This window comes from Castellaniella sp. (assembly GCF_049650445.1).
Classification (GTDB): Bacteria; Pseudomonadota; Gammaproteobacteria; order Burkholderiales; family Burkholderiaceae_B; genus Castellaniella.
Map to the genome: position 1 here is coordinate 104897 of NZ_JBASAD010000016.1, position 17118 is coordinate 122014.

Genomic DNA, 17118 nt, shown 5'->3' on the forward strand with positions numbered 1-17118 from the left:
GCTGCGCACACTACCATCCCAAAAACACCAAAAACATCTTTCAGGAGTCCACCATGAAGCCGCCTTCCTTCGACCGTAGAGATTTCCTGAAACTGGCCGGTGCCGCCGCGCTGCCCGGCCTGCCGGCCTGGGCCCGGGCCGCCGACGACGCCGCCCGCGCAGAAGGCAAAGCCACGTTCTTCGCCAACATCACGGCCGTACAGCCCATCATGGACGCCTTCCAGAAGGCGACCGGCATCCAGGGCGAATACTCGCGCATCTCCAGTTCCAAGTTCATCCCCACCCTGCTGACCGAGGCCGCCGCCGGCAAGCTGACGGCGGACGTGGTGCAGGCGCCCCTGCCGATGCTGGAACTCCTGAAGGAACAAGGCATTCTGACGCCCTACCGGTCCCCGGCTGCCCAGGGCTACCCGGACTGGGCCACAAAAGACGAGCACATCACCCTGTTCGGGGTGGAATACGTGTCCTACCTGTACAACACCCAGCACGTCCAGGCCGCCGACGCGCCCAAGACCTACCAGGATCTGGCCGATCCGAAATGGCGCGACCAGATCGTCATGGCCAATCCGGCCAACCACGCCTCGACGATTTCCTGGCTGCTCGGCCTGAAAGAACAGGTGTTCGCCTCCGAGGCCGACTGGATGCAATTCGTCAAGGCGCTGGCGGCCAACAAGCCCATGTTCGTGGCCTCGTTCGGCCCGACGCCCGCGCCCATCGAAAGCGGCGAAAAACGCATCGCCATTTCCATGCCCAAGTACATCGTCACCAAAGCGCCCGCGCCGCTGGCCTGGGGCCCCCTGACCGGTCCGCTGCTGGGCTCGGCCCGCGCCATCGCCGTCACGGCCAAGGCGCCGCGCCCGGCGGCTGCACGCGCCTTCGTGGACTACTGGCTGGGCCGCGAGGCCATGTCGCTGCTGGCCAAGGACGTCGGCGAGTACGTGCTGGCCCCGGGCGTACATCCCCCGATCCCGGGCATCGATCAGGTCCAGGTCAAACCCGTGCGCGACCTGTCCGACGCCGAACTGCAGCACTGGGGACGCGAATTCGGCACACTGTTCGGCGCCCGCTGACTCCAGGCCATCCATGGAAATCCGCATCGAAGGCCTGTGCAAGACCTACCGGTCCGAGGGCCGCATCGTCGCCGCCCTGGACCATGTCGACCTGACCATTCCGGCCAACGAGATCTTCACTCTGCTGGGCCCCAGCGGCTGCGGCAAGACGACGCTGTTGCGCTGCATTGTCGGCCTGGAAACCCCGGACGCCGGCGAGATCCGCATCGGCGACGACGTCGTCTGGTCGGCTGAACGCGGCATCGCCGTGCCCACCGAAAAACGCGGCCTGGGCATGGTGTTCCAGACCTATGCCATCTGGCCGCACATGTCGGTCTTCGACAACATTGCCTATCCGCTGCAGGTGCGTGGCACCCCCCGGGCGCAGATCCGCGAAAAAGTCGCCCGGGCGCTGGAATTCGTCCAGTTGCGCGGCGTCGAGCGCCAGCCCGCCACGCGCCTGTCCGGCGGCCAGCAGCAGCGCGTGGCCCTGGCACGCGCCCTGGTGGCCGAGCCGCGCGTGATCCTGTTCGACGAACCTCTGTCCAACCTGGACGCCAAGCTGCGCGAGGAAACCCGCAAGCTGCTGCGCCGGTTCCTGGGCGAACTGGGTATCACTGCGATCTACGTCACCCACGACCGGGTCGAGGCCCTGGCCCTGTCGCACACCATCGCCGTGATGCAGGCCGGGCGCGTGGTGGAAACCGGCACCCCGCAGCACATGTACTTCGACGCGCAACACCGCTACGTGGCGGACTTCATCGGCCGCGCCAACCAGTTCCCGGCGATCGTCCGCCAGCGGGAAAACGACTACACCCTGGCGCGCTGCGGCCTGGGCACGATCCACTGCCAGGCGCGCGACCTGCCGGAAGGCGCCGAAGCCACACTGTGCATCCGCCCGGAATTCATCCGCATCACGCGCCACGAAGTCGGGCCGGGCTTCAACGTCATCGAGGGCACGATCGAGTCCATGGATTTCGTCGGCGAGGTCTACGAGGCCGAAATCCGCGTCAACGACGAACGGCTGCTGGCGCGCATCGACCCGGACGTCAAGGCGACGCCCGGCGAACGCGTCGAGATCCGCCTGGACCCGGCCCACTGCCTGCTGCTGAGCGCCTGAGACCGCGTCCCATGTCCGCCCTCCCTCAGTCACGCGCCCTGAGCTGGACCCTGATCGTCCTGGTCGGCTTTCTGACCCTGTGCCCGGTCCTGATGCTGCTGCTGGGCAGCCTGTCCCAGGGGCTGACCGCCTTCGGCCAGTTCACCCTGTCGAAATACGTCCGCGCCTACACGGACCCGTACCTGTGGGACGTGACCTTCAATACCGTGGTGTTCGTGCTGGGCTCGTCGCTGCTGGCGACGCTGCTGGCCCTGTTCCTGGCCTATCTGAACACCCGCACCGACATCCCCGCCAAGCCGCTGTTCACCGTGCTGTCCATCGTGCCGATGATGATCCCGCATCTGCTGTTCTCGGCCAGTTGGGCGCTGCTGCTGAACCCCAGCAACGGCCTGCTCAACCAGGCGCTGCAGGGACTGTTCGGCCTGGAATCGGCGCCGTTCGACATCTATTCGCTCTGGGGCATGACGCTGGTCGAAGGGCTGCTGAACATGCCCATCGCCTACCTGATCATCGCCCCGGCCATGGCGGCCTTCGATCCCTCGCTGGAAGAAGCCGCGCGCGTCTCGGGCTCCAGCCTGACGCGCACCCTGCTGCGTGTCACCCTGCCGATCCTGCGGCCCGCCATCCTGGCGGCCCTGATCCTGGGCATCGTGCGCAGCCTGGCGTCCTACGCCGTGCCCCGCGTCCTGGGCACGCCCGGCCGCGTGGACGTGCTGGCCACCTACCTGTACGACATGATCTCCACCGGCTTCGCCCCGGACTACGGCCAGGCCGCCGCCGTCGGCATGAGCGTGCTGTCGGCCGCCATCGCCCTGATCGTGCTCTACCGCGCCCTGACGGCGGAAGGCGAGAAATACGTCACGATCTCGGCGCGCGGATTCCGGCCCGGCCTGATCGAGCTCGGCCGCATGCGGGGCCCGCTGGGCCTGATCGTCGGGCTGCTGTGCCTGCTGATGATCGTGCTGCCGGTCCTGGTGCTGCTGTACACCTCGCTGGTGCCCTATGTGATGCAGCCCGGCGCGCAGGCCTTCGCCGCCATGGATCTGCGCCACTGGATCGCGGTCTTCCACGAGCCCGGCGCACTGCAGGCGCTGCGCAACAGCCTGTTCCTGGCGGTCGCAGGGGCCACGCTGGGCGTGGCGTTGTCCCTGGGTGTGGCCTATGTCGTGGTCAAGACACGCGGCCCGCTGGCGACCCTGCTGGAGACGCTCAGCTTTCTGTCGTTCTCCTTTCCGGGCATCGTCATCGGCATCGGCTTCATGTGGTTCTTCGTGCAGACCCCGCTGTATTCCACGCTGACCGCCCTGCTGCTGGCCTACATCGCGGCCTACCTGCCCTATGGGGTGCGCCCCCTGGCCAGCGCCTTCGTGCAGATCCACAGCCACCTGGAGGAATCCTCGCTGGTGTGCGGGGCCGGCCGCCTGACCACGCTGCGGCGCATCGTGATCCCGCTGCTGATCCCGGGGATCGTGTCCGCCTGGATCCTGATGGCGACCATGTTCCTGCGCGAACTGACCGTGTCCGTGGTGCTGTCGCGCCCCGGCACGGAAGTCCTGGCGATCCAGATTCTGGGCTACGCCGACGACGGCCTCTGGGGCAAACTGTCGGCCCTGGGCCTGTTCATGATCGCGCTGTCCACGATCCTGGTGCTGTGCGCCCAGGCGGCGGGCCGGGCGTTCCGGCGACGCGCCTAGTGCAGCGTCCCGCCGTCTTCCGGGGCGCCGTCGGGCGTGCCGCTGTCGGCGTCGTATTCGTCGACCTGAGCATCCGGCACCCCCATCACCGCTTCCCAACTGCGCCGGGGCAGATAGGTCTGCAGACGCACGATGGCCTGGTGGATCAGGGCGTCGTGCAGCTCATGACCGACATTCGAGGCCATGTCCAGAGTCGCGTCGCCGCCCAGTTCGGCCAGATGGCCATGGACCTGTTGCGCCTGATCCACGGGTGCGACGCGATCCGCCGCGCCGTGCAGCAGATGCAGCGTGGTCACGGCGGGCGCGGCCTGCGGCAGCGTGGCAAAGCGGGTGGCAAACAGCAAGGCCCGGCCAGCCAGGCCCGTGTCGGCGCAGACGGCCTCCAGCGCCACAGCTGCGCCTTCGGAAAATCCCGCCAGGGCAGTCTGTTCGCCGTTCAAGCCGCGACTGCGCTGCCAGGCCCGGACCTCGCCCGCCAAGGCAATCCCCGCTTCGGCCACCAGGCCGACATAGGCTTCGGCATCCGGATCCGTCCGGGCGATCCAGCGCCGGGCCACGGCCGCACCAAATGGGCCGTAGGGCTGGACGATCAGCGCCTGAGGAAAAGCCTGGCGGATCGCCGCCACCAGGTGCCACACCTGGTCCGGCGCGGCCGATTCGCCATGCAGCACGACGAAAAGCTGCGCGGGCGCGCCGGCAGCGGGTTCGATGATCAGGGGTTCGGGGCGAGGATCGGACATGGGGGACTCAGAGTAAGCGGTTCGGATTCGTCAGGCACAGAAGGGTCCGCAGGGACCCTTCTCAAGTTGTCACAGCTCTCCACCTCGCCGCTTGCAAGCGGCTCGGATTCGGCCGGCACAGAAGGGTCCGCAGGGACCCTTCTGTGTCCGGCCTCATCCCGCGAATCCTCCTGCGGCCAGGAACTGTTGTTCTTCTGGCGTGGTGTCGCGCCCGAGCACACTGTTGCGGTGCGGGAACCGCCCGAAGCGCTGGACGATATCACGGTGCTCGACCGCCCAGGACAGGGAATCCGGGACCTCGCGGGTGTACAGGACCACGGACTCCTCCTGCACGGCCAGACTTTCGGCATGCATGAAGGGCAGGCAGACAAAATTGCGCAAAGCGGGCTCGATCCGGTCCAGAAAGACCAGCGCACGACGCGCATAGGCCAGGGCCAGGCCATCGGTGGCAAACATGTGGCCGGTGCCCCGGAAGGAGTTGCGGGGATACTGATCCAGCAGCAGGATCAGCGCCAGGGCCGATTCGGGCTGATCAAGCCAGCCCTCCGATGCGCCTCGCGCAGCGGCAAAATGGGCGTCCTGGAAACGCTCGCGGAATTCGTCATCGAAGGCGGCGTCCTTGGAGAACCAGCGGCGGGGACCGGCTTCGCGCCAGAAGGTCACGACGGCGCGGGCCGCGTCGGCGGACACCGGATCGGTCGGGGCGGGGGCTGAGGGCATGAGTGCTCCGGAAGGCGATGGAATACCCTACGGTACACCGATCCTTCTACAATCGCAGCATCGACGTCTCACCCGCCTGCCGTCTCTGTAGAGTCCGCCATGTCCCTGTCCGACGATCTCGCCCCCACGGGCACCCTGCGCGCCTCCATCAATCTGGGTAATCCTCTGCTGGCCCATCGCAACGCCGAGACTGGCACAGTCTCGGGCGTGTCCGTGGACCTGGCCACAGAACTGGCGCAGAAACTCGGCGTGCCGCTGGAACTGGTGGTGTTCGACAAGGCGGCCGAGTCGGTGGCGGCCGTCACCGGCCAGACCGCCGACATCGGTTTTTTCGCCATCGATCCCAAGCGCGGCGAAGGCATCGCCTTTACCGCCCCCTACGTGCTCATCGAAGGCGCCTACCTGGTACGCCAGGATTCCCCGCTGCATGACAACGCCGAGGTCGACCGGCCTGGCCACCGCGTCGTGGTCGGCCAGGGCAGCGCCTACGACCTGTATCTCAGCCGGCATCTGACGCAGGCTGACATCGTGCGGGCGGAAAATTCCCAGCGCGTGGTGGACGAGTTTCTGGCCGGCGGCCAGGAAGTCGCCGCCGGGGTGCGCCAGCAGCTTCAGGCCGATGCCGACCGGGTCGGCGGCGTCCGTCTGCTGCCGGGCCGTTTCATGGTGATCGAACAGGCCATGGGCCTGCCGAAATCGCGGCCGGCACAGGCCGCCGCTGCGCTGGCCGACTTCGTGGAACACTGCAAGGCGTCCGGCCTCGTGGCCCGGGCGCTGGAACGCCACGGCATCCGCGGCGCTTCGGTCGCGCCGTAGTCAAAGCACGAACCTCAAGTCCGCTGCATCCGCCACTGGCGGTACCAACCGTAGCCGCTCAGCAGCACGACCCCTGACACGACCAGCAGCGTCCCGCCCAAAAAGCCCGCACCCACCGGCTCATCCAGCAGCCAGGCCCCCAGGACCAGGCCGAACAATGGCGTCAGAAAGGAAAACACACCCAGGCGGGACGCCAGATACTTGCGCAACAGCCAGAACCAGACCAGGTAACTGAGAAAGGAGACAAACACCGACTGGAAGGTCAGGCTGGCCCAGACCAATGGCGTCATGCGGAATTCCGTCTGCCCGAACAGATATGAACCCGCCAACAGCCACGCTGCGCCCACCCACAGTTGATAGACCAGGGTCTGACTGGCCGGCAGCTCGGCCATCCGCGTCACACGTACCACCACCGTGGTGGCGCCCCAGGCCGCCCCGGCAAGCAAGGCCAGCAGGTCGCCCCACAACATGGCGGCATCGGCCGCCTGGGCGCCTCCGTCGCGCCACAGAAACGCCATCGCGATTCCGCCGAAAGCCAGGCCCACGCCCAGCCATTGCGCAGCAGCCAGGCGCTCGTCGGGCAGCTTCCAGTGCAGTCCCAGCGCGGCAAAAATCGGTGCCGTGTACAGCAGCACCACGACATGACCGGCCGACGTATGGCGCAGACTTTCGCCCAGAAGCAGGAACTCCAGAGCATACAGGGACCCGGCCAGCAGTCCCGGCTGCCAGGCATTCAGGATGCCGTCCAGGCGCTGGCCGCGCCAGGCCATGAACAGGATCACCAGCACACCCGCGACGACGCTGCGCACGGCCATCTGGAACATGGGGGCAAAATCCAGGGCAGTGGCCTTGAGCGCGATCTGCTGCATGGCCCAAAGCAGGCACAGCACCAGCATCAGGCCCGAGGCCAGGCCATCCATGGGCCGGCGGGATTCCATAGGGTTCACTCGGAAAAGGAAACCGCCATTGTAGGCCCGCGCGGTATCGATCCCCTGTCCCGACCGAGGCTTTTCTGGCTGCGCCGGCGACGCAGGTCTATGATGATTCCTGCCACAATTCCTGGAGAACCGTGCCATGGATACCCCAATGTACCCTCACCCCACCGCCGCATTGGCCAAACGGCGCGCCGAACTCGCACCCGATGCCCTGTCCGCGTTCAAGGCCTTCAGCAAGGCCGTGTTCGCCCCCGGCGCGCTGGACGCGAAAACCAAGCAGTTGATCGCCGTGGCCGTGGCCCACGTCACCCAGTGCCCTTATTGCATCAAGGGCCACACCGAAGGCGCGGCCCGCGCGGGCGCATCCGACGCGGAAATCATGGAGGCGATCTGGGTGGCGGCCGAAATGCGGGCGGGCGGCGCCTATGCCCATTCAGCCCTGGCCCTGCAGACCCTGGACGATCTGCACGGACATCCCTAGGGAACCTCTGAAACGTTTTCCCGCCCGGCCGCATCCAAAGTCAACGGTATTCTTTCAGGAGTTCACGTGGACATCCAACTCCAGCCCGATCCGGCGGCTGCGGACGACCTCGCTCTGATCGGGCGCGCGGCGAATGGCGACCTGACGGCCTTCGAGGCCCTGATGCGCCGCCATAATCAGCAGCTCTACCGTGCCGCCCGCAGCATCCTGCGCGACGAGGCCGAGGCCGAGGACGCCGTCCAGGAAGCCTGGTGGAAGGCTTATGGCCATCTGCGGGATTTTCGCGCCGAGGCCCGGCCCGCGACCTGGCTGACGCGCATCGCCATCAACGAGGCCCTGATGCGGCAGCGGCGAAACAGATCGCGCGAAACCCTCATCCAATCCGCATACCAGGTTTCGCACGAACAGGACACCATGCCGACGCACGACCCCGACACCGCCGCGCCCGCCTCTTCAGGCCCCGATCAGATGGCCTGGCGCGCCGAACTGCGGCGCCAGCTGGAACGGCACATCGACGCCTTGCCGGATCTCTACCGTACAGTCTTCATGCTGCGCGCCGTGGACGACATGCCGGCCGCCGAGGTCGCGGTCGTCCTGGGCTTGCCCGAAGCCACCGTGCGCGTGCGCTTCATGCGCGCCCGCCGCCTGCTGCAGGAAGCGATGCGGCCGGATTTCGACCCGCACGCCGTGGGCGCGTTCTCGTTCGCGGGCGCACGCTGCGACCGCATCGTGGCCGGCGTCATGGCCAGGGTGCGGGCGGCGGGCTGAAGCAGCGGGGGCGAACGGGGACCTGCCTGACCGGTGCCGCGGCACCGGGGCACACACGCCCCGGCGCAGGCTCAATCGACCCGCCCCTGTTTCAGAATGGCCGCCACGTTGGGGAAACCCGCCACGGCGACCGGCGGCAGTTGCGCATCCGTGTCGGCATAGGGGTGGGCGTCCGGCGCGTCGCCCACCACGATCCGCCCGACCATCCCTGCGTGCTCGTGCGGCAGGCAGAAGTAGTCATAGACACCCGGCGTGTCGAACACCATGGTGTAGGACTGTCCGGGCAGCAGATAGTCCGAATTCCACGGCTTGACGCCTTTCGGCATGCGCAGCGGCTTGCCGTTGGCCGGATGATAGGCCGTCGAGGTATGGACATTGCCGGCATCACGGTTGATCCAGCGGACCGCCTGGCCCGGCCGGATCAGCAGGCCCCGAGGCCGGAACCAGACCTCGGACCCGGTCGACGTACCGGACATGCCGATCTCGACCGGATCGCCCGCCGCAGCCGGCCACGGCAGGACGGCCGCCAGCAGCAGGCCGCCGCCGGCGCCCAGCAACAACCGGCGGCGCGGGTCGTACGCGATCGCGTTCATTTCGCCACGCGGTTTTCCTGCGCGGCCGGCACGTTCCACAGCACGATGTGGATGTGCGGCTCCGCCACGCCAGGATGCCCCGCGTTGTACATGATGTCGACGTGATCCACCTTGACGCCGGCCGGCACCTTCAGGTCATTCAGGTGCATGTCCGGCTTCATCAGCGACAGCGGGATCATGTAGGTGGTGTTCACCAGGTGGCCTTCATGGTCGTAGCCCAGGAACGGCCCGGCCGGCAGCGTGGCGGGATCGACAAACAACTGCCCCATGCCGGGAATGAAATCGGGCAGCTTTACCAGAGAGCTGACTGCCTTGTAGGGCGCGGCGGGCGGCGCCTTCAGCGCCGACGTGCCGGCCGCCTGAGCGACGGACGCGCCAAAGCAGAGCACCACGGCGGCCGTGGCCGCCGTCAAAAAGGAACGTGAGGACATGTGAATCTCCCGATCTACGCGGCGGGAATCGCCGTGTTTCGCGCCATTGGATGCGCAGTCCGGGAAATTCGTTTCGGCAGCGGGATATCAGCAGCGGATCAGGCCGCCTCGTCCTCGCACATCAGTTCGGGCAGGCCCCGCAGGACGGCGCGCGCGTCCAGCGAGCGCAGAGGGATGCCCGTGTCAGCCGGGATGCGGCCGTCGACCTGCAGCATCTGGTAGCGCAGACAGCAGACGCGCAGGAAAGAGGAAAAATTGCCGGTCTCGCCCCGGTAAGCCAGCAACTCGTCGTACAGACGCTCGATCAACTGGGTCACCCGCATGCCGTCGCGCTGCGCAATGTCTTCCAGCACCTGCCAGAACAGGTGCTCCAGGCGCACGCTGGTCGCCACGCCATGCAGGCGCAGGGAACGGGATTCGCTATCGTAGGACCGGGGGTTGGCCCGGATGAAGATTTCGCACATGGCGCAGGCTCCGGAACGGTCACGGGACCCTGTGACTGTAGAGACGTGCACCCGGGCCGCGCAAGAGGGAAATCCCCGACGCCCCGGACCGCAGCCGCAGGACACGCGGCGCGCGGCACCGTCACGCCGGCCCGCGCGCGCCCCGGAGAATCAGTGCTGGATACGCGTGCCCAGCACCGCCAGGAACTGGGCGATCCAGGCCGGATGCGCAGGCCAGGCCGGCGCGGTCACCAGATTGCCGTCCGTGTGCGCCTGATCGATCGCAATGTCGGCATACTGGCCACCCGCCAGACGGACTTCGGCCGCGCAGGCCGGGTACGCGGAGCAGGTGCGGCCCTGCAGCGCACCGGCCGCCGCCAGCAGTTGCGCCCCGTGGCAGATCGCCGCGATGGGCTTGGCGGCGGCGTTGAATTGCCGCACGATGGACAGGACACGCTCGTCCATGCGCAGGTATTCGGGGGCACGCCCGCCGGGCACCACCAGCCCGTCGTAGGCCGCCGCGTCCACCGCATCGAAATCCTGGTTCAGCGTAAAGCGGTGCCCAGGCTTTTCGCTATAGGTCTGGGCGCCATCGAAATCGTGGATTGCCGTGGCCACCCATTCGCCCGCTTTTTTTCCCGGGCACACCGCATCGACCTGATGCCCGACCGCCAGCAAGGCCTGGAACGGCACCATGACTTCGTAGTCCTCGACATAGTCGCCCACCAGCATCAGCAATTTCTTGGCCATTGTTCGTCTCCTGTTTCAAGTGATTCCCGGACATACCCCGGGAATGAATATCGGGCGCCGGAACTCGCGTCCGGATGCCGCATCCGCTCATTGTGACCCCCGGAACGCTGACCCGGGTGGTATTCCCATACCGCCCGGCGTCCATACGGCATCCCTTGGAAACCGGTCGGCCCGACCCCATGTGTGTCTCATTGCCCGATTTCCTCATTGCACACTGCACACACGGAACACCCCATGCCCACGCTATTCGATCCCCTCCAGCTCGGCGACCTGTCGCTGCCCAACCGCATCATCATGGCACCGCTGACCCGTTGCCGGGCCGAGCCCGGGCGCGTCCCGGGGGAACTGATCGTCGAATACTATCGCCAGCGCGCCAGCGCCGGCCTGATCATCAGCGAAGCCACGGCCGTCACCCCGATGGGGGTCGGCTACCCGGACACCCCGGGCATCTGGTCCGATGCTCAGATCGAGGGCTGGAAGAAAGTCACCGCCGCCGTGCACGAAGCGGGCGGACGCATCATGCTGCAGCTCTGGCACGTGGGCCGCATTTCCGATCCCCTGTACCTGGATGACGCGCTGCCGGTCGCGCCCAGCGCCATTCAGCCCGCCGGCACCGTCAGCCTGGTGCGCCCCAAAAAGGCCTACGTCACGCCCCGGGCCCTGGACACCGAGGAGATCCCCGGCATCATCGATGCCTACCGGAAAGGCGCGGCAAACGCCTGGGCGGCAGGCTTCGACGGGGTGGAGATCCACGCCGCCAACGGCTACCTGATCGACCAGTTCCTGCAAAGCAGCACCAACCGGCGCACCGACGCCTACGGCGGCCCGGTCGAACACCGCGCCCGCCTGCTGCTGGAGATCACGGACGCCATTCTGGAAACCTGGGCACCCGGGCGCGTCGGCGTCCATCTGTCCCCTCGGGGCGATGCCCATGACATGGGAGACGACCGGCCGCGCGAGACCTTCGGCTACGTAGCCGAAGCCCTGGGCCGGCGCGGCATCGCCTTTCTGTGCTTGCGCGAACACGAAGGCGAGGACAGCCTGGCACCGATGATGCGCGAGAAATTCCCGGGCCGGCTCATTGCCAACGAGGCCCTGAATCAAGAGCGGGCCACCGGCTGGCTGGCGCAGGGGCGCGCCGACGCGGCTGCCTTCGGCCGGCTGTTCATCGCCAACCCCGACCTGCCCGCCCGCTTTGCCCAGGACGCGCCCCTGAACACGCCCCGGTCCGAGACCTTCTACGCCTCGGGCCCGGAGGGCTACACCGACTACCCGGCGCTGGAAGGCTGCGGGGCCGACGCCTGAGGTCTGCCCTACTTCAGGCTGGCGTCGATCAGCAGTGCTGCCGCCTCAGTCAGATGCTGCACCGGACCGGCCGCGCCGAGCATCTGGCTGGACACGTAGGCGCCTTCCAGCAGCAGTTGCAGCCCATCGCCCAGAACCTCGGGGTTGCGCGCGCCCATCCGGCGCGCCAGGTCGGTCAGGCGCTCGCGCACCTTCTGCTTGTTGGCCACCGATACCAACCGGGCCGGATGGTCGGGTTCGGGGTATTCGACGCAAGCGTTGGTCAAACCGCAGCCCCGGTAGCCCGGCAGACCGGTGCGTTCGGTCAAGCCCGAGAAATACGCCAGGATCTGCGCGCGCGGATCATCCGGATAAGCCTGGGCCGTCGCATCGAAGCGACGCCAGAATTCCAGTTCGTAGTCCCGCAGATAGGTCGCGGCCAGTTCGTCCTTCGAGGCGAAGCTGCGGTAAAGACTGGGCTTGGTGACGCCCGCCTCGGCCACGATGGCGTCCACCCCCACCGCCCGGATCCCCTGGTGGTAGAACAGGTCCCGCGCGCTGCTGCGGATGCGGTCGGCCGCGCGCGGCGGCTCGGCCGGCGACGCAGGCCCCCGCTCATCCGGCCGTTTCCGAGGTTGCAATGTTTTTTTCATAGCGGCACTTGACGATGTTACTGACCGGTACGTATTATAAGCCCTTTAGAACGTACCGGTCAGTAACATCCATCATGCCCTCCCCCGCACGCCCTGTCCGCACCGCCCTCGTGTCCCGCATGGGCCAGCGTTATGCCTTTGTGGTGGTCGGCGTCATCTTCTTCTGTCTGCTGTTCTCGGCCGGACTGCGCGCCACGCCCAGCGTGCTGCTGGACCCGCTGCAGGCATCCTTCGGCTGGAGCCGGTCGGCCATCTCGCTGGCTGCCGCCATCGGCATCTTCTTCTACGGCATGGTGGGGCCTTTCGCTGCCGCCGCCATGGACCATTTCGGCCTGCGCCGCGTGCTGCTGACGGCACTGGTCGTCATGGCAGCGTCATCCGCCGCCAGCGCCTACATGACACAAACCTGGCACCTGATCGCCTTGTGGGGCGTGTTCTCGGGCATCGGTTCGGGTGCCGTGGCCACGGTGCTGGGCGCCACCATCGCCAGCCGCTGGTTTCTCAAGCACCGGGGTCTGGCCATGGGCATCCTCACGGCCAGCACCGCCACCGGCAACCTGATCTTTCTGCCCCTGCTGGCCGCCCTGGCCTCGTCGGGCGACTGGACGCGCGCTGTCTGGATCGTGGCCGCCGCCATGGTGGTCATGGTGCCGCTGGTCTGGCGGCTGGTGCCCGACAGTCCCGCCAGCGCGGGCCTGCTGCCCTATGGCTCCAACCCGGACGACCCGCCCGCGCCCGCTGCGCCGCGCACCGGCCTGATCGCCGCCACCTTCGGCGCACTCGGCCGTGCCAGCCGCACCCGCGCCTTCTGGTTCCTGTTCGCCACCTTCTGGGTCTGCGGCTTCACCACCAACGGCCTGGTGGGCACGCACCTGATCGCGATGTGCGGCGACCACGGCATCGCCGCCGTCCAGGCGGCGGGCCTGCTGGCCTTGATGGGGGTGTTCGATCTGGTCGGCACCACGGCCTCGGGCTGGCTGACCGACCGCTACGATCCGCGCAAGCTGCTCTTCGTCTACTACGGCCTGCGCGGCGTGTCGCTGATAATGCTGCCCTATACAGACTTTTCGCTCTACAGCCTGTCCATCTTCGCCATTTTCTATGGCCTGGACTGGATCGCCACCGTACCGCCCACGCTGCGCCTGGCCACCGACATTTTCGGCGACCGCGACACCCCAGTGGTATTCGGCTGGATCGTGGCCGGCCACCAGATCGGCGCCGCCACGGCGGCCTGGATGGGCGGATTCGTGCGCGAGGTGTCCGGCAGCTACCTGATGGCCTTCGTGCTCTCGGGCGCCACCGGCATCGCCGCCGCCGTGATCGCGCTGATGATCAAGCGACGGCCCGTGGCGGGAGGGCTGGCGGCGGCTTGAGGGAGCGTCTGCTCAGTCAGATCAGTCCAGAGGAATCTCGCCATCGAGTTTGACGAGCAGTTTGTTGGTGGGATGACGCAGCAGGCGTACGACGGTACTGTCGCCAAAACGGCCGAAGGCTTCCGGTGAAATCTCGGCATCCACAGGAATACGGGTGCGGTGCCCGGTGCTGTTATAGCTGTCGACCTGAACCCATAGCCGCACCGGCACTTTCCCGGAAACTGTGGGCTCGCCCGTCGCCTGCACGGACTTGACCACGGCGCGCACCGGCACCCATGGCACGGAGGTGTCGTGCAAGCCGCGCTTCCGGATGCGACTGCCATACCAGCCTAACAACGCGATGCCGCAAAACAGGAACAGCACGAACACCAGCCCCGCCCACGTCGGATAGTGTTGCTGCATCCATGCGAAACCGTAGATCAGCAGTCCGAGCACTGCGAAAAAAATGAGGATGCGAAGCAGTCTGGGCAGTCTCATGACATGTCTCCCGGAGGGCTGATCACACTGGCCGGATGGCCTAGCCGGCAACTCCCACGACGCATTGCCGACTCACCTCATCCGGCAGCAGGCTCGCAGCCGCTTCGTCGAGGATCATCGTCGTCCGCGGGTGTCTTTTCAAAATCGTGAACGGCACCGTCTCGGTCACGTCCCGTCGATACCATTCCGCCACGATCTGCGCTTTGGACTCACCCGTGGCCACCAGCAGGATCTCTCGCGCAGCCATGATCTCGGCCAGCCCCAGGGTCATCGCCGAGGCGGGAACCGTCGCGCCCGCCGCAAAAAAACGGCGGTTGTCGATCCGGGTCTGCTCGGCCAGTTCCACCACGTGGCACGGACAATCAAAAGCCGTCCCGGGCTCGTTGAAACCAATATGCCCATTGCCGCCAACACCCAGTAGCTGCAGGTCGATCCCGCCGCACGCCCGCAGCTTGGCAGCGTATGCCTGGCAATGCTCGGCCGGGTCCTGCGCCAGCCCGTCCAGCAGATGCAATCGTGCCGCGTCGAACGCCAGGTGCCGGAACAGGTGTTCCCGCATATAGACCGAATAGCTTTTGGGGTGATCCGCGCTCAGTCCGACGTACTCATCCAGGTTGAAGGACGTCAGGCGGGACACGTCCAGACCGGACTGGCGCGCCTGGTCGATAAAGCGTGCATAAATCGGTTCCATCGTCCCGCCCGTGGCCAAGCCGAGGACGGCATCAGGCTTGGACTGGATCTTGGCGATGAGCGCCGCGCTGACGTATTCCGCGACGGCGGACGGATCGGAGAAGATCTGGAGCATAGATGAGATTGGCCTTTGCTTGGCGTCCTGACACGAGACGGGAAGTATGCCGGACAAAATGCGCCAATCCTAGCACCAGAACGGGGTACGCCGTGTTGAATTCTGTCAGAAGTTCTCAGCAATTACCCTTCTTGGCTTGCCCCGGAGGACAGAAGCCTCCATGCCCGTGACTCGGAGCCGGATCGACCACCACGGCCCCGCGCGGCGTGTACACCGCACAGGCCGAAAACAGGGAGAGCATTGCACACACCAACAGTATTCTTTTCATGCCAGCCTCTTTTAGAGCACAGCAATTTTGCCCCAAGCTGCCGAAAAAGGGGTTACGGAGCGTGACTGATCAGCCAGCACCTACGGGGGATAAGGTCCCGCATGGTAGCAATCTCTGAAGACAACAAAGCCCGCGAACCTTTCGGTGGGCGGGCTTACGTTGACTGGCGGAGAGGGTGGGATTCGAACCCACGGTACGGGGTTACCGTACGCCTGATTTCGAGTCAGGTACATTCGACCACTCTGCCACCTCTCCGGTACGACGCATTGCAAGTCGAGTCGCGCACTATAGCATGAATCCGGTCACTCCGCCTCATTGCCCGCCCCCGCTGTTGGTGCAACGTGAGAATGTCCGGTCTGTGCAAAGTAGAAATGTCCGCTTCAATGGGGAGAACCACACGACCGAGGCGGGCAGGGACGATGATCACGATGAGCCAGAAGGAAGTGAGCCGACTGCGGGTGCTGGAGCAGGTCGTGCAGGGTGCGCTGAACCAGGACGCGGCCGCTGACGTGCTGCAACTCTCGGTGCGCCAGCTACGCCGTATCCAGCGCCGCTACGAGGCCGGCGGCGCCAGCGCCTTGGTCCATGGCCTGCGAGGCCGAGCCTCCAACCACACGCTTGAGGCCGCAGTGGTGCGCCAGGCCCAGCAACTGATTGCCACGCACTATGCGGACTTCGGCCCGACCCTGGCCTGCGAGATGCTCGCCGAACGCCACGGCATCAAGCTCTCGGTCGAGAGCGTGCGCACGCTGATGCGTGCAGCCGGCCTCTGGCGCGCCCGGCGCCGGCGCTGCACCCCGATCCATCCGATGCGCGAGCGCCGCCCCCGGCGTGGGGAACTGATCCAGATCGACGGCAGTCCGCACGACTGGTTCGAGGGGCGCGGGCCGCGCTGCACGCTGCTGGTGTTCATCGATGACGCCACCAGCGAACTGATGGCGTTGCGCTTTGCGCGCGCCGAGACCACGGCCGACTATCTGCGGGTGCTGCGCCAGCACATCCTCGCCCACGGCCTGCCCATGTGCCTGTACAGCGACCGGCACAGCATCTTCCGCTCCACCAGTCCCCAGGACCCGCAGCCCACCTGTTTCGCCCAGGCGCTTGAGCGCCTGGGCATCGAAGGCATCCAGGCCAACTCTCCCCAGGCCAAGGGGCGTGTCGAGCGGGCCAACCAGACCTTGCAGGATCGGCTGGTCAAGGCCATGCGCCTGGAGGCCATCAACGACATCGAGACGGCCAACGCCTGGCTGCCCGCGTACATCAAGGCACATAACCAGCGCTTCGCTGTCGCACCGGCCCTGCCCGAGGATGCTCACGCGCCTTACCTGGGCCAGGCCGATGCCTTGGATCTGGCCCTGGCCTTCCACCACGACCGGCGCCTATCAAGCACGCTCTCGTGCCAGTTCCGCCAGCGCGTCGTGCAGGTCCTGGCCCCGGCCGAGCAGCGGCGTCTGGCCGGCGAACGGGTACAGGTCATCGAACACCTGGATGGCTCGCTGCAGGTTCTGCACGCAGGACGAGCGCTGCGCTTTGAGACCCTGCCCAAGCCCAGCCGCATCAAGCCGGTCGAAGACGCCAAGTCGCTCAACACCAGGGTGCAGGCCGTCGTCACAAAGCGCTCGGGGCCACCGGCCAATCATCCCTGGAGACGCTGGGAGGGGCCTATCGAACGCCTGCGCGCACACCCGGCCGCCTCCCCCTGAACCGGACATTTCTAT

At 66.7% G+C, this 17118-nt stretch carries 19 protein-coding genes and 1 tRNA gene; 9 read left to right on the forward strand and 11 right to left on the reverse strand.

The window, feature by feature from the left end; translation table 11 throughout:
• The first annotated feature begins 53 nt into the window (after window positions 1–53).
• Genes WA983_RS04935 through WA983_RS04945 form a run of 3 tightly spaced genes read left to right on the forward strand, consistent with a single transcriptional unit; the run spans window position 54 to window position 3863 of the window.
• Window positions 54–1070 carry an ABC transporter substrate-binding protein gene (locus tag WA983_RS04935; protein WP_424311683.1) on the forward strand — a complete coding sequence of 339 codons (1017 nt, stop codon included), beginning with the start codon at window positions 54–56 and terminating at the stop codon, window positions 1068–1070.
• 13 nt (window positions 1071–1083) lie between these two features.
• Window positions 1084–2169 carry an ABC transporter ATP-binding protein gene (locus tag WA983_RS04940; protein ID WP_424249008.1) on the forward strand — a complete coding sequence of 362 codons (1086 nt, stop codon included), beginning with the start codon at window positions 1084–1086 and terminating at the stop codon, window positions 2167–2169.
• 11 nt (window positions 2170–2180) lie between these two features.
• Entirely contained in the window at window positions 2181–3863 is a 1683-nt protein-coding gene (locus WA983_RS04945) for an ABC transporter permease (RefSeq protein WP_424249006.1), read from the forward strand.
• Here the strand turns inward: WA983_RS04945 and ypfH are convergent.
• Both ypfH and WA983_RS04955 read right to left on the reverse strand, forming a co-directional pair.
• The gene (ypfH, locus tag WA983_RS04950) at window positions 3860–4603 is read right to left on the reverse strand and encodes an esterase (RefSeq protein ID WP_424249005.1); all 744 of its coding nucleotides are present in this window, start codon (window positions 4601–4603) and stop codon (window positions 3860–3862) included. The two genes, WA983_RS04945 and ypfH, sit on opposite strands and share 4 nt — an antisense overlap.
• 153 nt (window positions 4604–4756) lie before the next feature.
• Entirely contained in the window at window positions 4757–5323 is a 567-nt protein-coding gene (locus WA983_RS04955) for a DUF924 family protein (RefSeq protein WP_424249181.1), read from the reverse strand.
• A gap of 99 nt (window positions 5324–5422) precedes the next feature.
• On the opposite strand from WA983_RS04955, the gene WA983_RS04960 reads away from it, so the two are divergent.
• Window positions 5423–6139 carry an ABC transporter substrate-binding protein gene (locus tag WA983_RS04960; RefSeq protein WP_424249179.1) on the forward strand — a complete coding sequence of 239 codons (717 nt, stop codon included), beginning with the start codon at window positions 5423–5425 and terminating at the stop codon, window positions 6137–6139.
• Between the two features lie 14 nt (window positions 6140–6153).
• Here WA983_RS04960 and WA983_RS04965 read toward each other — a convergent pair whose 3' ends face one another.
• The gene (locus WA983_RS04965; protein WP_424249177.1) at window positions 6154–7077 is read right to left on the reverse strand and encodes a DMT family transporter; all 924 of its coding nucleotides are present in this window, start codon (window positions 7075–7077) and stop codon (window positions 6154–6156) included.
• A gap of 136 nt (window positions 7078–7213) precedes the next feature.
• On the opposite strand from WA983_RS04965, the gene WA983_RS04970 reads away from it, so the two are divergent.
• Together WA983_RS04970 and WA983_RS04975 are read left to right on the forward strand one after the other, a co-directional pair.
• Window positions 7214–7555, forward strand: a complete 342-nt coding sequence (locus WA983_RS04970) for a carboxymuconolactone decarboxylase family protein (protein WP_424311684.1) — start codon at window positions 7214–7216, stop codon at window positions 7553–7555.
• 66 nt (window positions 7556–7621) lie between these two features.
• Window positions 7622–8323, forward strand: a complete 702-nt coding sequence (locus WA983_RS04975; RefSeq protein WP_424249173.1) for an RNA polymerase sigma factor — start codon at window positions 7622–7624, stop codon at window positions 8321–8323.
• Between the two features lie 71 nt (window positions 8324–8394).
• On the opposite strand, the gene WA983_RS04980 is transcribed toward WA983_RS04975, so the two are convergent.
• The 4 genes from WA983_RS04980 to WA983_RS04995 all read right to left on the reverse strand — a co-directional run bounded on the left by WA983_RS04980 (window position 8395) and on the right by WA983_RS04995 (window position 10540).
• Window positions 8395–8916: a plastocyanin/azurin family copper-binding protein gene (locus WA983_RS04980; RefSeq protein ID WP_424249171.1), complete on the reverse strand. Its 522-nt coding sequence runs from the start codon at window positions 8914–8916 to the stop codon at window positions 8395–8397.
• Window positions 8913–9347 (reverse strand): DUF5602 domain-containing protein, encoded by a 435-nt coding sequence (locus tag WA983_RS04985; protein ID WP_424249169.1) that lies wholly within the window; start codon window positions 9345–9347, stop codon window positions 8913–8915. The genes WA983_RS04980 and WA983_RS04985 overlap by 4 nt, the downstream gene beginning before the upstream one ends.
• A 98-nt stretch (window positions 9348–9445) precedes the next feature.
• Window positions 9446–9811: a ribbon-helix-helix domain-containing protein gene (locus WA983_RS04990; RefSeq protein WP_424249168.1), complete on the reverse strand. Its 366-nt coding sequence runs from the start codon at window positions 9809–9811 to the stop codon at window positions 9446–9448.
• Between the two features lie 150 nt (window positions 9812–9961).
• Window positions 9962–10540 (reverse strand): DJ-1/PfpI family protein, encoded by a 579-nt coding sequence (locus WA983_RS04995; protein WP_424249166.1) that lies wholly within the window; start codon window positions 10538–10540, stop codon window positions 9962–9964.
• 234 nt (window positions 10541–10774) lie between these two features.
• Here WA983_RS04995 and WA983_RS05000 point away from each other — a divergent pair, with 234 nt between their 5' ends.
• The gene (locus WA983_RS05000) at window positions 10775–11845 is read left to right on the forward strand and encodes an alkene reductase (protein ID WP_424249164.1); all 1071 of its coding nucleotides are present in this window, start codon (window positions 10775–10777) and stop codon (window positions 11843–11845) included.
• Window positions 11846–11853: 8 nt separating this feature from the next.
• On the opposite strand, the gene WA983_RS05005 is transcribed toward WA983_RS05000, so the two are convergent.
• Complete coding sequence (locus tag WA983_RS05005; RefSeq protein WP_424249162.1) at window positions 11854–12465, reverse strand: TetR/AcrR family transcriptional regulator; 612 nt, start codon at window positions 12463–12465, stop codon at window positions 11854–11856.
• Between the two features lie 131 nt (window positions 12466–12596).
• Here WA983_RS05005 and WA983_RS05010 point away from each other — a divergent pair, with 131 nt between their 5' ends.
• Complete coding sequence (locus tag WA983_RS05010; protein ID WP_424311718.1) at window positions 12597–13850, forward strand: MFS transporter; 1254 nt, start codon at window positions 12597–12599, stop codon at window positions 13848–13850.
• A 21-nt stretch (window positions 13851–13871) separates the two neighbouring features.
• Here WA983_RS05010 and WA983_RS05015 read toward each other — a convergent pair whose 3' ends face one another.
• The 3 genes from WA983_RS05015 to WA983_RS05025 form a co-directional block, all read right to left on the reverse strand.
• Window positions 13872–14327 (reverse strand): hypothetical protein, encoded by a 456-nt coding sequence (locus tag WA983_RS05015; protein ID WP_424250137.1) that lies wholly within the window; start codon window positions 14325–14327, stop codon window positions 13872–13874.
• A gap of 40 nt (window positions 14328–14367) precedes the next feature.
• The gene (locus tag WA983_RS05020; RefSeq protein WP_424311686.1) at window positions 14368–15132 is read right to left on the reverse strand and encodes a glucosamine-6-phosphate deaminase; all 765 of its coding nucleotides are present in this window, start codon (window positions 15130–15132) and stop codon (window positions 14368–14370) included.
• Window positions 15133–15564: 432 nt separating this feature from the next.
• Window positions 15565–15655, reverse strand: a tRNA-Ser gene (locus tag WA983_RS05025).
• Between the two features lie 173 nt (window positions 15656–15828).
• Here WA983_RS05025 and WA983_RS05030 point away from each other — a divergent pair.
• Complete coding sequence (locus WA983_RS05030; protein ID WP_424250141.1) at window positions 15829–17103, forward strand: ISNCY family transposase; 1275 nt, start codon at window positions 15829–15831, stop codon at window positions 17101–17103.
• Window positions 17104–17118 lie beyond the last annotated feature (15 nt).

Excerpts from the sequence above, each read along its gene's own strand:
- WA983_RS04995 (WP_424249166.1), bottom strand. The coding sequence starts at position 10,540 with ATGGCCAAGAAATTGCTGATGCTGGTGGGCGACTATGTCGAGGACTAC.
- WA983_RS04980 (WP_424249171.1), bottom strand. The coding sequence starts at position 8,916 with ATGAACGCGATCGCGTACGACCCGCGCCGCCGGTTGTTGCTGGGCGCC.
- WA983_RS05010 (WP_424311718.1), top strand. The coding sequence starts at position 12,597 with ATGGGCCAGCGTTATGCCTTTGTGGTGGTCGGCGTCATCTTCTTCTGT.
- WA983_RS04960 (WP_424249179.1), top strand. The coding sequence starts at position 5,423 with ATGTCCCTGTCCGACGATCTCGCCCCCACGGGCACCCTGCGCGCCTCC.
- WA983_RS04970 (WP_424311684.1), top strand. The coding sequence starts at position 7,214 with ATGGATACCCCAATGTACCCTCACCCCACCGCCGCATTGGCCAAACGG.
- WA983_RS04985 (WP_424249169.1), bottom strand. The coding sequence starts at position 9,347 with ATGTCCTCACGTTCCTTTTTGACGGCGGCCACGGCCGCCGTGGTGCTC.
- WA983_RS05000 (WP_424249164.1), top strand. The coding sequence starts at position 10,775 with ATGCCCACGCTATTCGATCCCCTCCAGCTCGGCGACCTGTCGCTGCCC.
- WA983_RS04955 (WP_424249181.1), bottom strand. The coding sequence starts at position 5,323 with ATGCCCTCAGCCCCCGCCCCGACCGATCCGGTGTCCGCCGACGCGGCC.
- WA983_RS04965 (WP_424249177.1), bottom strand. The coding sequence starts at position 7,077 with ATGGAATCCCGCCGGCCCATGGATGGCCTGGCCTCGGGCCTGATGCTG.
- WA983_RS05015 (WP_424250137.1), bottom strand. The coding sequence starts at position 14,327 with ATGAGACTGCCCAGACTGCTTCGCATCCTCATTTTTTTCGCAGTGCTC.
- WA983_RS04940 (WP_424249008.1), top strand. The coding sequence starts at position 1,084 with ATGGAAATCCGCATCGAAGGCCTGTGCAAGACCTACCGGTCCGAGGGC.
- WA983_RS05020 (WP_424311686.1), bottom strand. The coding sequence starts at position 15,132 with ATGCTCCAGATCTTCTCCGATCCGTCCGCCGTCGCGGAATACGTCAGC.
- WA983_RS04945 (WP_424249006.1), top strand. The coding sequence starts at position 2,181 with ATGTCCGCCCTCCCTCAGTCACGCGCCCTGAGCTGGACCCTGATCGTC.
- WA983_RS04990 (WP_424249168.1), bottom strand. The coding sequence starts at position 9,811 with ATGTGCGAAATCTTCATCCGGGCCAACCCCCGGTCCTACGATAGCGAA.
- WA983_RS04935 (WP_424311683.1), top strand. The coding sequence starts at position 54 with ATGAAGCCGCCTTCCTTCGACCGTAGAGATTTCCTGAAACTGGCCGGT.
- ypfH (WP_424249005.1), bottom strand. The coding sequence starts at position 4,603 with ATGTCCGATCCTCGCCCCGAACCCCTGATCATCGAACCCGCTGCCGGC.
- WA983_RS05030 (WP_424250141.1), top strand. The coding sequence starts at position 15,829 with ATGAGCCAGAAGGAAGTGAGCCGACTGCGGGTGCTGGAGCAGGTCGTG.